Origin of the sequence: Bradyrhizobium sp. IC4059, assembly GCF_020193615.1 — a bacterium.
GTDB classification, from domain to species: domain Bacteria; phylum Pseudomonadota; class Alphaproteobacteria; order Rhizobiales; family Xanthobacteraceae; genus Bradyrhizobium; species Bradyrhizobium yuanmingense.
This window is the reverse complement of the sequence record NZ_JADYVH010000008.1, coordinates 155,874-171,858: the sequence shown is the minus strand read 5'-3', so window position 1 is coordinate 171,858 and position 15,985 is coordinate 155,874. Positions and strand designations below refer to the sequence as shown.

At 59.0% G+C, this 15,985-nt stretch carries 9 protein-coding genes and 1 pseudogene; 8 read left to right on the top strand and 2 right to left on the bottom strand.

What is annotated here, in order from left to right:
• The first annotated feature begins 444 nt into the window (after positions 1 to 444).
• Positions 445 to 1,032, top strand: coding sequence for a hypothetical protein (locus I6F12_RS24885; RefSeq protein ID WP_036043214.1), 588 nt, complete (start codon positions 445 to 447; stop codon positions 1,030 to 1,032).
• 855 nt (positions 1,033 to 1,887) lie between these two features.
• Positions 1,888 to 2,196, top strand: coding sequence for a hypothetical protein (locus I6F12_RS24880; protein WP_225157466.1), 309 nt, complete (start codon positions 1,888 to 1,890; stop codon positions 2,194 to 2,196).
• A 293-nt stretch (positions 2,197 to 2,489) separates the two neighbouring features.
• On the opposite strand, the gene I6F12_RS24875 is transcribed toward I6F12_RS24880, so the two are convergent.
• Both I6F12_RS24875 and I6F12_RS24870 read right to left on the bottom strand, forming a co-directional pair.
• Positions 2,490 to 3,434 (bottom strand): omptin family outer membrane protease, encoded by a 945-nt coding sequence (locus tag I6F12_RS24875; protein ID WP_225157465.1) that lies wholly within the window; start codon positions 3,432 to 3,434, stop codon positions 2,490 to 2,492.
• A 36-nt stretch (positions 3,435 to 3,470) separates the two neighbouring features.
• On the bottom strand, positions 3,471 to 4,121 hold the full coding sequence (locus I6F12_RS24870) for an outer membrane beta-barrel protein (protein ID WP_225157464.1): 651 nt from the start codon (positions 4,119 to 4,121) through the stop codon (positions 3,471 to 3,473).
• Positions 4,122 to 4,813: 692 nt separating this feature from the next.
• Here I6F12_RS24870 and I6F12_RS24865 point away from each other — a divergent pair.
• The 6 genes and pseudogenes from I6F12_RS24865 (at position 4,814) to I6F12_RS37520 (ending at position 15,874) form a co-directional block, all read left to right on the top strand.
• Positions 4,814 to 5,140, top strand: a complete 327-nt coding sequence (locus I6F12_RS24865; protein ID WP_225157463.1) for a hypothetical protein — start codon at positions 4,814 to 4,816, stop codon at positions 5,138 to 5,140.
• Positions 5,137 to 7,260 (top strand): prolyl oligopeptidase family serine peptidase, encoded by a 2,124-nt coding sequence (locus I6F12_RS24860; RefSeq protein ID WP_225157462.1) that lies wholly within the window; start codon positions 5,137 to 5,139, stop codon positions 7,258 to 7,260. The genes I6F12_RS24865 and I6F12_RS24860 overlap by 4 nt, the downstream gene beginning before the upstream one ends.
• 1,168 nt (positions 7,261 to 8,428) lie before the next feature.
• Positions 8,429 to 8,701 (top strand): annotated as a pseudogene (locus I6F12_RS24855) (zincin-like metallopeptidase domain-containing protein); the annotation flags it as partial.
• A 1,096-nt stretch (positions 8,702 to 9,797) separates the two neighbouring features.
• A complete protein-coding gene (locus I6F12_RS24850; RefSeq protein WP_225157461.1) occupies positions 9,798 to 10,088 on the top strand; it encodes a helix-turn-helix domain-containing protein in 291 nt (96 codons plus the stop codon).
• The gene (locus tag I6F12_RS24845; RefSeq protein ID WP_225157460.1) at positions 10,088 to 11,368 is read left to right on the top strand and encodes a type II toxin-antitoxin system HipA family toxin; all 1,281 of its coding nucleotides are present in this window, start codon (positions 10,088 to 10,090) and stop codon (positions 11,366 to 11,368) included. The genes I6F12_RS24850 and I6F12_RS24845 overlap by 1 nt, the downstream gene beginning before the upstream one ends.
• A 1,740-nt stretch (positions 11,369 to 13,108) precedes the next feature.
• Positions 13,109 to 15,874, top strand: coding sequence for a Ulp1 family isopeptidase (locus I6F12_RS37520; protein WP_225157459.1), 2,766 nt, complete (start codon positions 13,109 to 13,111; stop codon positions 15,872 to 15,874).
• The last annotated feature ends 111 nt before the right edge of the window (positions 15,875 to 15,985 follow it).

The window sequence follows — 15,985 nt, the reverse complement described above, 5'->3', positions numbered from 1 at the left end:
CGCTGGCGCGGCTATCGCGGTCATTCTGGTTAGCGGCCCCGAGCATAGGCTCGAAGCGTCCGCCAGAACGACGGGTCGCGGGCAGAGGTCGAAATGCACATGTTCGGTGCAAGACTGGGTCTGGCCGCGGTCCGCATCACCTGGACCTCCTAACCAGCTTTACGCCCAGGTGAACGCAATGCACGACGCAGACCCACGCGCCGACTGCGAGGCCAGGCGGAATGAGACTTGGCTCGGAGATGATCGCATCAGACGTGGCAAATGCGGCTGCGGGTTTGTCTCCTTCTTCGACCTTGTCAGCTTCTCGAAAGCCAGCCTCTTTAACATTCGACCTTGGCCCCTCGATGACGAAGCCAGCCATCTCTGAATTCGTGACGAACTCAGCTCATTCCCTGGGGGAGATCTTCAAGAGGCCGTTGTTCTCACAACAGAAAGGAGAGCTTTATGGATCCGAACCCGATCGACAATGCCCGTTCCCCGGAATCGCCAACAGCGCACGTCTGGACACAGGAAGATCATGATTTGTTCAGTCAGATCATGAATGAAGCTGGTCCGTCATCACCTGCCGCACCTGAGGAAGCGGTAGATGTCACATTCGCCGCTCCACAGAGATTTTTACACGGTTCGCAAATCGCCCCTGACGCGATGGTTGAGAGGCTGTTCCACCACGGTCTCTTGCCGGACTCGGACCAGCCGACGATGACCTATGAAATCCAAGGTCACCGCTACACGGCCGGTTTGGATGAGTCCAATCGCGTTCGTCTTGTTCATAACCCTGCGGAGGACCAAGTGGTTGGGGTCGGCCGGGCGGGGGTACCGGACTTCGGAGCCTTCTTCGCGGAGAAATGGCACTACGGAATGCCGCTCGCACAGCAATGGGCCACACCTGCCCTAATGGAGAAGCTGCGCCACGATGGTTTTATGCCGACCGCAGATAACTCCACCACGATCCTACTTAACGGACGGGCCTACAAAGCCGAATTAGCCGAAGGAGGGTTCGTTAGGCTTACACGGGAGACAACCCCGCTGTGAACCGATCGCGCGTGGCTGGAGGCCTGCGATCACTTCGGTTGTCCTTAGCTGGAGAGACATTCGTCCAATAGTGGATTATTCGCGCAGCCAGTGGGTACGCATCCTCGGGCCCACTGGCAGCCCACGAGATGAACAGTCATCCTGGACGTTTCGTCCGCGTGGCGCCGGCCTCAGTCCCCCCTGCCATATTGCCTGGGTATTGCCTCATCTGAGGATGTTAGTTTCGCTTGATCGATGTAGCTCTGGCTATCGGCCAGTCCGGGATTGCACCATGCCGCGCGGGATCGGAAGTTTCTGGAGACGCGCGGAATGCCCATTACGCGCGGCCAGCGCCGCAGCTTTAGCCGTGCGGGATGATCGTCTCGGCTGCTTTGCCTCTGGGCAATCCCAACAAGCTCTGCAGGATGGTGTCAGGATGGTGTGGTGCAGGCCGAACTGTTCGGGGCGTTGCTTCGCGAGGCGACCGAGAATTGCATGCGCGGTCAGACGGAGCTCGGCCGCAAGCCAGCGCTCGATGTCGGCTGGGTCCGCGCAAGTTGGGTAGCGAAACCGCTGACCTGGAGGGGTTACTCGGAAACAGCGTAGGCCCTGCCGATGCGAGCCTAGATAGCCTCGGCGGACGCGCGAGGTATTCTCAAGGAGCTGCCAGCAAAGGTCGCATAGCCGCAACCACTGTCGCAGGTGGCTTCGCGTAGCGGTGGGATCGCGTAAGCGTATTTGTCGGTCGGGAGTCCGGCCAATTGGGCACTACCAGATCTGGTCGTTTTGCAAGCAGCACCTTCGCCGTAGGATCACGGCAAAGAGCGCATGCACATAGGTGTGCGCAATCTGCTTCGAAACGCGGAAAAGAACGCCATGGCGAACATCAATCTCAATTCCAAATCTCTTGCAGGTGCACGCGCCGGACAGCGGGCCATCACCGCCCTAAAAGTCATTGTATGGAGAGCGCTGGCCCGGAGACGCCGAGGTTTCCAGATGACACGCGGAATGAAGCCGATGGCGCGGATGGTCGCAGCAACAAGGCGCGCGCTCGCCATGTACGATCTCGACCGGTGCTGCGCAATCTGGTGGCTCTATCGTCTCCATTTCGGATTCACCGGCGACGTGATGTTGGGGCTCGCTGCGGTCTCGGTTGCCCAACAGAGATCCCGCTGCGGAATTTAGAAATGGTGCATCGAGCGCATCCCAGCCCGGTCGCAATGGCGCGCGCAATCGGCTTTGAAGCGAATTCGTCCGGACCCAGAAATCGAGCTGTTATTAGTGGACGAGCTTTGGTTCGGGGGCAGAGTTGCGCCCGCCTCGTCCAAGGCGGGTGATATGCAATCGTAGCAACCCGGCGAACAGCGTGATCGCGACATGCCAATCCTCGGCGGCAATTGCGCGCCGAGGACTGGTCATCAGCAAACTTCAGAACGGCATCTAAGAATCTGAAGTCTGGAGCCTCGTTAGTGAGGTCCTTAATCGAGCTTGTAAGAGGCCTGAAAGAACGTACCCCACCGTTCCATGCTGTACTTCGCAAGAATGCGCGGCTCACCGACGCAGCCGCTGCTGCTGCACAAAGAGTCGCTGTCCTTTTTGGTCCACATGGCCCAATAGCGGCCACCGACCCCGACACTGATGTTCTCGGTGAGGAAGTAGGACAACACGCCCTCAATCTGGACGCCGCCACCACCATTGCCGCGTTGTTCGTCAAAGGTGGTCTTGGGACGCAAGAGATGATAGTCGCGGCCTTTGAAATCGGTCCAGGGCAGGTAAGCGATATCAGCATTCAGGCGCCAGCGCTCGGTCAGCATGGTTTCGGCGCTCAGGCCGATTCGAGGCGCATTCCATTGAGTATCCTCACCGCCAATGATCCTGTTGTCGCCCGGCTTCAGACATCGATGCCACGGATTAGCGAACTCAACGCAACCGATCGAGTCTGAGCTCTGGCTGTAATAGGCCCAGCCTATAAATCCGCCGACCTTGTAGTTCGTACTGCGCAGGAAATCGTAGCCGGCGTCGGCCGTGTAATATGCGAACCTTCCGTTTGACTGGCCTGAAAGGATGTTCTGGTAGGGGCGTCCCTTGTGGGGCAGCCAATCTTCATCGTTCATCTTGCCTTTGTTGAAGCCCCCAATGCCAAGGTTGCTCTTCAGGAACACTCCCCAGGGACTGTCAAAACGGCCGAATAACTCCCCAGAAAGTCCGTCCAGTCCATGATAAGTGAGCCTCGATACCAATATGCTGGGGTCTTCAGGCCAGCCGTACGGAACTGCGCTGTAATCCCACTGGAATCGTCCCCGGCTCAGCCAGAGCCGCGAGCCGCCTTCGAACGACCAGCCGGGCGCGTAGGAAATGGGTGGTACGCTATCGGCTGATTTCGCATACGGCGCATCGGACCTTGGTGCGGCCTCTGGGTCCACGCCAAAGTGGTAGTTCAGACCAACTCTTCCGATGTTCTAGTTGCTGGACAGGCTGGTTGTGTTCGCCGCCAGAATCGCAGGCGGAGATAACTGCACTGTCGAAGCGGTGGCTACACTTGGTCCGCCGAAATGCAGATAGTCATACTCGACATTCAACGACCATGCAGGCGTAAGGGCTTGCTCGACACCGAGCCCAATGACGCTACCAACTCGGCCATAGTCGAAATGGGTTTTCCCCTGCGGCTGGCCCTCCCCTTCATAGTTGTTGACGACGTCGCCCCGATTGTTTTGCCAGGCTATGCCTGCCTTGAGGTAGGCAAGCGTTTGCCCGAGCGCGCCGAAGGCGTAACCGATGCGACCGGTCCCGGTCGCAAAGAGGTTGGGACCTGCGTTGCAGTTTGCGCTTACAATCAAGTGGGAGGCGGCTAGGCAGGTGTTTGAGCCGTTGGCGGCAGCTGCGCTGGCATCCAGTTCGAGGCCGAACACCCAACTGTTGTTCTGCCAATTGTAGCCGATCTGGCCACCTGCGACGAACGATGGAATATCGAGGCTGCCGCCATAGATCGACGGGCCAAAGGGATTGCTAAAGGAGGTTCGGCCGTACCCGCCGCCGGCGTGACCGCCAATGTAGCCTCCAGACCAGTTCCACACCGCCGGTGGCAGTACTTGTCGCTCGAGGTTCGCCATAGCTCTACCCGTTGTGACGAGCGCCAGCGTCGTAGCACCCAAAAAGAGAAACCTTGATCGCATAATGATTGCCCTGCACTTTGCCGAGACGCGGTCCCGCTCGCTAAGTATCGCCGCACGGCAAATCGTCGTAGCGACCAGACACGTAATGACGCGCCGGGGCCGCTCCGAAGATCACCGCACTACGATTGGTGATGATGTGCTGAACGAAGCAAGCCGCGTGCCGGACTAATTCGTATATTTTGCAGGAGTTTCCTAAGAGTGTGCCGCGTCAACTCTCTTACGTTGGTTTGAAGGCGGACAATTGAGCGTCGGTAGCACTGCATTCCGCGGCGAGGGTGGAAGGCGCGCGCATGTGCGACTTTCATCTTTTTTGATTGCAATGTGCGCGGACCTGTTCCGCTCTGACTGAACAGCGTCATTCAAAGTGCAGTGTTCTTTTCCAGCGCGAGCTGCCGTGATGGCCAGCGGCCGGTCGTTGCAAGTTTAGTTCGTGTTTAGTTTTTGGGAGCGTGAGTGCGCGAGAAAGCGAGCTCGTGTCCGGACCACTTTAACGCGCCCGTTGTCTTGCGGCTTTCGTCGCCTTCGCGGCGTCCTCGAACGCTTAGGGATAGTTGACCGGCGCTTATCCCTTCGCGCAAGGTTTGCGAGGTCCACATGCTCAAGGCAATTCATGCCCAGCAGAGCTGGGAATGGCCGAACGGAAGACGCAAGCGATCGTCGAAGATTTACGTACTGCGACGATGAGCAAGGTGGCCGCTGCGCAACATGTCGTCGCCCTTACTAAGAACCGACTGTCGGCTTTGAGACGGACGTCCAAAGGTCCACACTTAAATGGGTTGGAAACGCCTGGAGAACCTCCCTTTTCAAGCGGCACGCTGCTTGCTCCATCAAAAAAGCCAGCGGACGAAATTCCCGTGTGCCTGCGCTTTGGAGCCGAGCATGCATCTTCCGAATGCTTCCACTCACCTAGCAAGACGTCCAAGTCCGGCTGGCCAACTTCAGGACAATTCCCATGAAAAATTCGCTTTTTCTCGCAGCGTCGCTATCCATGAGCTGTTTGATGGCCGCGGGACTTTCCCCGGCGCCAGCGCCTGCGAGCGGGGCTGAGGATCCTTTTCTTTGGCTTGAGGAGATCGAAGGGCCGCGCGCATTGGCCTGGGCTCACACCGAGAACGACAAGACACTCAGTGCGCTCCAATCTGATCCACGTTACCAGCGCTTCTACGGGCAAGCGCTCCACGTTCTTCAGGCCAAGGACCGGATTCCGTACGTCTCATTGGGACGGCGCGGTCCCGAAAATTTCTGGCAGGACGAGAACCAGGTGCGCGGCGTCTTGCGGCGTACGACGCTTGAAAGCTATCGCACCCAGAGCCCTCGATGGGAGACCATCCTCGACGTGGATGCTCTCGCTGACGCGGACAAGAAGAACTGGGTTCTTAAAGGGGTGAGCTGCCTCCCGCCCGAGGAGCGCCTATGCTTGCTCAACCTGTCCGAGGGCGGCAAGGACGCTGTGTTCGTCCGGGAGTTCGACGCAGTCGCCAAAACCTTCGTCACGAACGGCTTCGCACTTCCCGAGGGAAAACAGCAGGTCACTTGGGTAAATAGCGACACGGTCCTGATTGCACGAGATTGGGGCGAAGGGACCATGACGCAAGCCGGTTACCCTTTCGTTGTGAAGGAGCTCAAGCGCGGTCAGTCGCTCGCGGCAGCGCACGAGGTCTTCCGTGGCGAGCCGACCGATGTCGAGGCCACACCATTCGTGCTGCGCGACAGTGAAGGCAGGATCCATGCTACCGGCGCCGTCCGCAGCATCAGTTCGTTCGAGCATGAGTACGTTCTCTTTGGGTCCAAGCCGATTAAGCTCAATCTGCCAAAGAAGGCGACCATTGGGGGCATCGCGAGTGGTCGCCTGCTGGTGAGGCTAAACGAAGATTGGATGCCATCGTCCGGAGACACCCCCTTCTCAGCGGGCTCGATCATCTCGTATGACCTGGCCGAATGGAAGCAGGATCCGCTTCGCGCCAGACCCACGCTCGTTTTCAAGCCTGGGCCTCGACAAGCGCTCAGCGGATTCACCGCTACAAGAAACTTGTTAATCTTAACGATTCTGGACAATGTTCAGAGTAGGGCGTTCGTCTACAAGTACAATCAGGGCGCCTGGCAGGCCACGCCGATCCCGCTTCCCGAGAATGCGAATGTCGGCCTGGCTGCCGCATCGCATGAAACGGACGAGGCGATGTTCACCGTCTCCAGCTTTCTTAGCCCGACGATGCTCTGGTATTTCGATGCCGCAACCGAACGCCTTGAGGCCCTGAAGACGACACCTCCTAGGTTCGACGCCTCGAGACTTGTCGTCGAACAGTTCGAGGCAATCTCGCGCGATGGCACCCGCATTCCTTACTTTCTGGTACGACCCAAGAGCGCAAGGTTTGACGGATCAACTCCAACGCTTCTCTATGGCTATGGTGGGTTTCAGATTCCGCTCATCCCCTCTTACGCGGGTCTCACCGGACGACTCTGGCTCGAGCAGGGCAACGCGTATGTTGTCGCGAACCTGCGCGGCGGCGGTGAGTTCGGGCCCCAATGGCACCAGACTGCCCAAGGAGCAACGAAGCAGCGGACATGGGATGATTTTATCGCCGTCGCGGAGGACTTGATCCGGCGCAAAATCACTTCTCCCCCTCGGCTGGGCGTGGTCGGCGGTAGCCAAGGAGGCCTCCTGGTAGGTACCGCAATCACTCAACGACCCGACCTCTTCAATGCGGCCATCTTACAGGTTCCGCTGTTCGACATGGTTCGGTTCACCAAGCTGGGCGCCGGAGCCTCCTGGATCAGCGAGTATGGCGATCCCAGCATTCCCGAACAGCGCAAGTGGCTCGACGCCTACTCGCCCTATCAGAGGTTGGTGCCAGGCAAGACCTACCCGGCTCCCTTCATTCTCACGTCCACCAAGGACGACCGCGTGCATCCAGCGCATGGCCGCAAGGCAGCGGCGAGGCTCGCTGCGTTGGGCCAACCGTACCTCTACTATGAGAATACCGACGGGGGGCATAGCGCCGCCGCCAACCTAATTGAACAGGCACGCCAGATCGCTTTAGAATATACTTATGCATCTCGGCGGCTCGTCGATGAGTGAGGTCGAGGACTAAGATCTACTGCAATGATGACGCTTGGGACGACGTTATCGGCAGCGGCGTCCGCAAGCCCGTCTTTGCTCATTCTCGGCGGACGATGGTATCTTCCTGCGGATGAATCCGAGCGATCAGCTACGCCCTCAGTCTCGCCTATCAGTCCGGGTAGGCCACTCAGGGCCGATTTCTCGTTAATACCCACGAGGCATTCCGTGTGAACAGCCCTCACGGCAAAGCCGGTGCGTTAGCCTCTCGATCTCCTGGCTAACTTCATTGGCAGTGCGGATGCGGATAGGGAAAGCGCCTTTCTCATCAAGTCGCCTCGATGGCGCCAAGTCGCATCCGCGCTGCGTTCCATCTATTGCTGACCGGCCTATATTGCTCAGTCGTGCGATGCTGTATTTCTCTCGCATCCCAGAGCCCACAATTTAAGTGTGCAATCATCATCTGGCCCGCTTTTCGTCATCCGCAGGATTCCCTGGTTGAAGGCTCGGAATTCCACAAATGCACTCCGACAATCGACCGATAGGCGGAGTGCGACGAACATGGCAGTACAATATGCACGGCAGAGGGATGGGCGGGGCGCAAAGCACCGAATTCGCAATTTGACGACACAGGAGACCTGCACTCTAACGGGGCGGAGTATCTAAGATGGTGTGGTCCGCAACCGACAATGTCTCACTGATCAGCAGCCTGAACCGTCCGGGTAATCCTGAAGTCGTGACGACCGACAGCACAGAGAGCATGTCTGAGTGGTTGCAGGAATTTCCGTGGCGGATTGAGCGGGTGTTGATAGCCCACACATTATTGACCGACTGCGCACCCTGTCAGGTTGCGGTAAGCTATCACAGATACAGAGTGCCTGAGGTTAACGGGATGTGACAGGGACAGCGCTATCGCTCCAGATCGATCGGCGCCGAGTCACTTTTCCGCTAGTCTCAACGGCAGTGCGGATGTGGTAGGGACTAGTTGGCCTGGTTTCAGCCCCCGGGTCGGTTAGCACCGAGCCGCGCCCGCACTGTTTTACATCTTGCCCCGACCAATCCCACTACTATCTTGACAAGCTTCGCAGGTACTCCGGCGAAGGTCGGGTACACCACCTGAAAAGGTGAGGGCCACGTACTTCCATTTCTGCCGCAGCGCGTGCAATGAGTGGCGTTGGACACTACATGCCGCCACGAGAGCCGCCTGAACCGCGAGTTCGGCCACTAGCGCTTCGGCGTTGAAGGCTATGCCATGGAAGAGTTGGTCGCGGAGCTTGGCGCGGCCTTCCTGTCCGCCGATCTCGGCCTAACACCGGAGGTGAGGGAGGATCACGCCTCCTATATCGCCTCTTGAATCAAGGTGCTGAAGAACGGACGCGCGATCTTCACGACCTCGTCCAATGCCCAACGGACGGCGGAATTCCTGCATGGTTTTCGGGCCAAAAATTCCGTCGCGGCCTGAGCCGCGGCGGCAATCATCGATCTGGACCTAGTCATTTTAGCTCCAAATAGCTTGGGTCTCCAATGGACTCTGGACGAAGTCGTTGACTGGGCGTCATCCCACTTACAGCGGGGCGGAATTTTCGCACGGGTTTCACATAGATAGTTCGCTGCGGCTGCAAGCATCTTGATTGAGGATGCATGGGTTTGAAGCGCGAGGCCCGGTCTCAATCGCGGCGACCGTACCGACCGTGCGAGGTCAACGGCCCTGCTCACGCCTTTCATACCATGATGTCCGTAGATGCTGCGCGACGCTCGTCCCCCCCGACCATGGGTTGCGAGTCCGGCTTGTGTGCGAAAGGCTCGAGGGAGGCCGAGCCCGATGACTTCAAGTCCATTCCAACCGACATAGACCGCAACCACGTGCAGCAATCACGAACTGCCGGACGGCAACACAAGCGAGACTGTGAAAGCAATTAGTAAGCCGCCATTGAGGGCGAGATACGGTTCGTCCACTCATGAGGATCAGCGGACAAAACTTGCGATGCGAGTAACGCTGCTCGTCGATGACCCAGATCCTACAAAATAGCCGGGGTCAGATTAAGGGCCGTCCGCAATGGTCGAAATCCATGCGTTTGGAAGCGTGCCGTATGCCGAAGGGCAGCCGCGCCTTGCATCCCACGAGCAATTTGGGATCCGAGGCGCGCCTTTTGCTTGGGTGCAGCCACGCATCGAACGGCGAGGGGGCAGCATGGCTCGCAACGTCATCGTCTTCTCAGACCCGCAAAAGCGGTGAAGAAGCCCCGCAAGGTATCGAGCGGCGAGAAGGAAATGCTCATGCCGATTGATCCGCACGCACATGAGCGCGCGCGGCTCATGGCCCGCGAGGAGCCGCCACTCGGTGTCAAAGAGACACCGAACAGGCGAGGAACTTGCGCACCGGAGCGGGGATTGCTGGGGCGTGCCAGGTTGTCTGCTTTATGTCTTTGAGAATGTTAATACCTCCAGGTCAATGATGTCAACGATCGCTGACATTCGGGGATGTCGGCGAAAGGCGACATTTGCGATTGTCAGCGAACGACAACATATGCTATTGTAAGCGAGCGCTGACATTGGGGATGGCCATGCTTATCCGTACACCTGCCGACCTCGGCGCCGTCCTTCGCGACAGACGCAAACGCCTCAAGCTAGACCAGGCGACACTGGCCAAGCGCATCGGCGTCAGCCGTCAATGGGTGATTGAGGTCGAGCATGGTCATCCCCGCGCAGAGCTGGCTCTTGTCCTCCGTGCTCTCGACGTTCTCGGCATCCCGGTCGAGGCCAACACTGGAGGGCCCACCAGCCGCGGGTCTAGCTCCGCAGTTGATATCAACGCCATCGTCACCAAAGCCAAGAAAGGCAAGGCATAATGGCCGAGCTCATTGCACTCTTGGATGGTACCGAAGTCGGTCGCGTCCGCAGTGAGGCGCGCGGCCGGCTGACCTTCGTCTATGACAATGCATGGCGCAACGCGGAGGGGGCCTATCCCCTGTCGCTTTCGATGCCGCTTGCCGCCGAGGAGCACGGTCCAGCCACTGTTCGGTCGTTCTTGTGGGGGCTGCTTCCTGACAACGAGCAGGTGCTCGAGCGCTGGGCCAAGAAATTTCAGGTATCGGCGCGCAACGTGTTTGCCCTCATCTCTAACGTCGGTGAGGATTGCGCCGGGGCCATCCAGTTCGTCACGCCTGATCGATTGGGGACTCTGAAAACAGGCGAAGATGACAAGATCGAATGGCTGGATAAGCCGGAAATAGCAAATCGGCTTCGAGTCTTGCGCGAGGATCACGCTGCCTGGCGTCTGCCCCGCGACACGGGTCAATTCAGTCTTGCAGGCGCCCAGCCGAAAACTGCGCTTGTCCTCAAAGACAACAAATGGGGCATTCCGTCCGGGCGCATACCAACCACCCACATTTTGAAACCACCGACGGGCCATTTCGATGGTCACGCCGAGAATGAGCATATCTGCCTGCAGCTCGCACGCGAACTCGGGCTGCCAGCCGCTGAAACCAAGGTGATGCGCTTCGAACAGGAAATAGCGATCGTGGTTGAACGCTACGATCGGCAGGTCAGCGGGAACGACATTATCCGCGTTCATCAGGAAGATATCTGTCAGGCCATGGGCATCCCGCCGACCAAGAAATACCAGAACGAGGGCGGACCAACGCCTGCCGATGTGGTCGAGCTCTTGCGGACCTACTCGACAGACCGCGAGGCTGACCTTGAGACGTTCGTCAGCGCTTTGATCTTCAACTGGCTCATTGGGGGCTCTGATGCTCACGCCAAGAACTATTCATTGCTTCTGGCCAGCGGCGCTCTCGTGCGTCTCGCCCCCCTTTACGACATCGCCAGCATTCTTCCTTACGACCACGTCGATCAGCGCAAGATCAAACTCGCCATGAAAGTCGGGGGTGAATACAAGCTCGATCAAATTGGCTTGCGTCAGTGGCAAAAATTTGCACGCGAGACGCGTGTTGATGCGGACGTACTCATCGCTACGCTGAACTCCATGGCCGGGCAGATCCCTGACCTGGTGGCGGACATTCGCACGCGAGCGCAAAAGGAGGGATTGGAGAACGCTGTCATCGAGCGATTGGCAACGGCTTTGAGTACGCGAGCCAAGGATTGCGAACACGTTCTGAAGGGGATCTAGGATACGGATCATCCATCAATTGGAGGGAGCCGAACGCAAAGCTGCCGGTCTAGAATCATGATCTCGCGTTGAGTATTGCCGACGGGGGCTGGTGCGCTTGGGTAATTCGCTAGGGGGGACGCGTGTGGTATGTTTCAGCAGAGTTTTCCCATCTGACGCGGGGTCGCAGGTCCAGCTACCAGCGCCGACACTTCTGAAGAGAGCGAGCTTACGCGGACACACGAAATCGCTGTCCTGCTTTGTTGCCCGCCGGCAAGGTCGCCTTGGTGCGCTCTAACCGACCTGCCCATCACTCGTCCGAAGCTCGAAGAAATCTTCGAGCTGTATAAGGGGGCTTCGTTCCCACGCACTGCAGGCAGAGTATACGGTCCCGATTTGCCGCATCTTTGCAAGCTACTCAAAGCTCATCGCCGCCAACCGAGAGCTGGGCTGCAAGCTCGTGAGCAGCCGGGTTCGCCGGCCGTGCAGTCCGCTCGGCAGTCCGGCTCGGCGCGGGAGCTTCCCCCGACGCCTGGCTACCCCGAGCGCGGGAGCTTGGGCTACTTGGCCAGCAGATGCAAGAACCAGCATCGCCATCAACTGCCGGGCTCCTGTCACGCACCTGCGGCGCTTGAGCCTTTTGTTGATCTGAATACGCCCGCGCCGTCTAAAATGCGCGACGATGCTCATTTTGGCCGGCGCATCCTGCCAGAGCTCGCTCAGACACCTACGCTGCTCTTGAGTCTTTGGTTGACCTGAATGCGCTAACGCGGTCGGAGTTGCGCGACGATGCTGACTTGCGCCAGCGCACTCTGCCAGAGTCGCTAAGACATCTACGCTGAATCATTTGTTGATCCCGCCCTCGGCGTCCTCCGGCTGCTGCGATCTTTACGTCGCTCAGCAGGCGATCGCTCGTCACCGCGCTTACCTTCAAAACCGGCCGACCGCTCATGGGCAAAAAGCTTCAATCTGCCGTGCCGTTCAAGTGCCGGGAGCAAGAACGGCTCGCGACGAGCCGCTTACTGCAGAGCCGGTCAGAGGCGTCCCATACCACAATCAGTGCAGCGCGAATGGAAACCCCATAGGTCCGGCTCGGGCGCCGCGGCACGGCGGATCCCGATGCCCCGTCCACTGACAGTGGGCGGATCGCGTGCTTACGATGTCATCCCGTGACGGCGCAAAGCTCGTCCAGGAGTCGTCCCTTCTCACGCCGACCGCCCGCCCGATGACGCACGGCCAGGGCTGATGTGATCTCGCGCTTTTCGCGCATGCTGATCGTCCCTGCCGTAGCCGCCACCGAACTGATTCGGCAGCTCCGCCCCAGGCACGACTGGGAAGTTGTCCGGTAACATTTTTACGAGGCAATGCGCCCCTCGGCGACACGAGGATTACCGTCTCCTTGGATAGCCGATGAGAGAGCGAATGAACGAGGAACGAATCGCGGAAGGCTCGTCGTGGAGTTGCGAGACCGATCTGGATCAACTGCGGCTTGGCACCCATGCGTGCACCTGCGGCGCGGTATGCCGTTTTGCAACCAGAGCAATGACGAGTCGTCGGCTCACATGCCGCCGGAAGGGTTCATCGGCGGCGAGGACGGCGGGTCCTTAAACCCATGAAGCCCCGCGACGATTGAGAGCCGCGGGGCAGTTTCGTTTTGCAGATGTGGCGATGCATTGCTTCACGAGCGACGGCCTCGTCAGCTTCTGGAAAGCCTATCCATAATAAGGTCAGCTCAATTGATTTCTTGGACGTGAGGCTAGCGTGGACCCGTACAATTTCGATCCATCCAATCCAACAGCTTGGTCCCACGTGCAGCACGCCGTCTTGGAAGAGGACCAGGGGGGGCATGCCGGGCAAGAGGGCTTTGAGCAGCACTTGGCCGAGGCGCGCCCGCCCGATCCGGGTCCTGTCTCCAGTGGCGCCCGCAGCAGCCGCAACCACCATCCCCATCTCTCTGCAGACCATCGGGACATTATCGACAAGGCGATTGCCCAGTATGCGGCTCAGAAAAACCCACAACGGACGACGGTTAAGCGCTATACTCAGGCGCTTCGCCGACTTGGAAATGATCTTGGCGCTCATCGCAAAACGATTGATCTGGGGGACCACGAGTCCCTGGTCCGTTACGTCAAGACTTACTTCCCGAACGACGAAGACATGAAGAAAGGGTTGGGTGTCCTTCGTGCGTATCATGATCCGAGCTATGTAACTTCTGGCGGGCGGCCGCGCACGATCCCTTCAGCGGAAGACGCGCCCCTCTCAGAGCGGCTTAATGCCAGTGGCATGACGTCGGGCAGTGCTGCTCGTCATGATCGTAGTCTTCGCAGATTTTCTAACGCGCTTAATCTTGCGGGCTACTCGATATCCGGCTTAGACCACGCTGCGCGCATTGAATTCGCTCAGAAGTTGTTCCCGAACGACGAGCTTCTATTGTTCGCATTAGGCAAGGTTCGCGATGCCGAGAACGTTTCCGGCCCGCGTGCATCTCGGAAGCCCCGCGGTCATGCTGTCCCGTCGCCCACATTGCATCTTTATCCCGATGACGCCCGCATCATTGATGGCCTGGAAAAGGCAGAGCTGAGCATGCTCAAACCCGAGGAGAAGAGCCGGAAAAAAGTTGTTCAAAATCTGGCCCGCAACCAACGAAGATTGGGTGCTTGGCTCCAAAGGGAGGGGCGGGGGAGCATAGTGAGCCGACTCACCGGCACCAGTGAGCAGCAAAAGTCGTTGAACGACGATCACACCGACTTTAAAAAATCCAGTCGAAATGCGGACATGGGCTTCGATCGGCTTAGGAACTACCTATTGCTCGTCGAGGCGAACGCTGCGCTGGGCGTCTGCCCTGAACAGGCGGGTGGGGAGCCGCGGCGTGGCGAGTCGAACTCAACGTGGTCGCCGCACCTGCCGTACGATTTTGAGTGGCCGACGCCGGAAGCGGTAACAGATGGGTCATCCGCGATCTACCGAGGCCTCGACTCCTTCGTTGATCTGCCGTACACACCGCAGGAGGTGCGGGACGATGCTCAGTCGGCGCCGGTGAGTGGGGCTGCCGCCAAACCGCCGCTCTTCACCGGACCGCCGGACGCGCCAGCTGAGTCGTCAGACATCTACCGCGGTCTCAACTCTTTCGTTGATCTGCCGTACACGCCGCAGCAGATGCGGGACGATGCTCAGTCGGCGCCGGTGAGTGGGGCTGCCGCCAAACCGCCGCTCTTCACCGGACCGCCGGACGCGCCAGCTCAGTCGTCAGACATCTACCGCGGTCTCAACTCTTTCGTTGATCTGCCGTACACACCGCAGCAGATGCGAGACGATGCTCAGTCAGCGCCGGTGGGCGCGGCTGCCGCCAGACCGCCGCTCTTCAACGGACCATCGGACGCGCCAGCTCAGTCGCCAGACATTTTCCGCGGTCTTCAGTCTTTTGTTGATCTGCCGTACACGCCGCAGCAGATGCGAGACGATGCTCAGTCGACGCCGGTGAGTGGGGCTGCCGCTAGACCGCCGGTCTTCGCCGGACCGTCGGACGCGCCAGCTCACTCGTCAGACATCTACCGGGGTCTCAACTCTTTCGTTGATCTGCCGTACACACCGCAGCAGATGCAAGACGATGCTCAGTCAGCGCCGGTGCTCAGCCCTGCCGGTAAACCCGCCTTCTTCGTCGGGCGGTCGGGCGTACTTGAGGAGCTTGAGGACATCGGATCCCGAGTCGATGAGGATTGCCAGGATGGCTCCCAGCCGGTACCGGATTTCTTACTCGATGTCCTGGATAACATCGGGGTCCTGCCGACCCCGTTCAGCGGCCCAACCCAGGTCTCCATCAACGGTGAGACCAACTCGATCACATTGGGGCCGCGAGGACGCCGCGGTGCGCAATTCATCCATCATCCTCGCCCGACCTCTATCCCGGGTGCTCAGATCGACCCCTCGGCTACTGTTGCCTCTTCCGGCCACCGTAGCGGACCCGTGCTGGGCCCGACGCAGTGGCTGGGTGACCAACATATCCAGCGGGACTATGAGCTCCTGGCGGAGGAGCTCCAGCAGAACAATCCGGATCTCGCCGCCCGGACGCGGTTCGTGGATCCCCTGATAGCCCAAATGTTGCGATCTCCCTCCAAGGAGGTCGCCGAACGAGCATTAGGGTGGGTTCGCCACGATACAGCCGACTTCCTGTTCCTGCCGGTAAGCGATGCCAGCAATACGGATAGACATCAGCGCGGCAGTCACTGGTCGCTGTTGCTGGTTGATCGCCGCGATCGTGGCCGGCCGGTCGCCTATCACTATGACTCTACCCAGGGATACAATGACAGGCCCGCAGCGGAACTCGCAGGACGGCTCGACGCTAACCTGCAACAGGCCCCGATAAGACAGCAGCAGAACAGTTATGACTGCGGCGTCTTTGTCCTGGACGGCACCAGGGAACTGGTTAAGCGATTGGCAGCAAGACGGCCGGACTTGAACCTCAACAATCTTGTCATCAGTCGGCAGGCACTGCGGGACCGACTAGGCGCTGGTGTCAGCTTCAACTGAATAGGGCGCACGACCGAGTGAAATGCTGTTCTCGCCGATCGAAGATCCGCAATCGGTGTGCTCGCAGAGCATCATAGTGTCTCACGTGAGGAGCTGAGTACGCATACGGCG

Excerpts from the sequence above, each read along its gene's own strand:
- I6F12_RS24885 (WP_036043214.1), top strand. The coding sequence starts at position 445 with ATGGATCCGAACCCGATCGACAATGCCCGTTCCCCGGAATCGCCAACA.
- I6F12_RS24880 (WP_225157466.1), top strand. The coding sequence starts at position 1,888 with ATGGCGAACATCAATCTCAATTCCAAATCTCTTGCAGGTGCACGCGCC.
- I6F12_RS24870 (WP_225157464.1), bottom strand. The coding sequence starts at position 4,121 with ATGGCGAACCTCGAGCGACAAGTACTGCCACCGGCGGTGTGGAACTGG.
- I6F12_RS24865 (WP_225157463.1), top strand. The coding sequence starts at position 4,814 with ATGGCCGAACGGAAGACGCAAGCGATCGTCGAAGATTTACGTACTGCG.
- I6F12_RS24860 (WP_225157462.1), top strand. The coding sequence starts at position 5,137 with ATGAAAAATTCGCTTTTTCTCGCAGCGTCGCTATCCATGAGCTGTTTG.
- I6F12_RS24850 (WP_225157461.1), top strand. The coding sequence starts at position 9,798 with ATGGCCATGCTTATCCGTACACCTGCCGACCTCGGCGCCGTCCTTCGC.
- I6F12_RS24845 (WP_225157460.1), top strand. The coding sequence starts at position 10,088 with ATGGCCGAGCTCATTGCACTCTTGGATGGTACCGAAGTCGGTCGCGTC.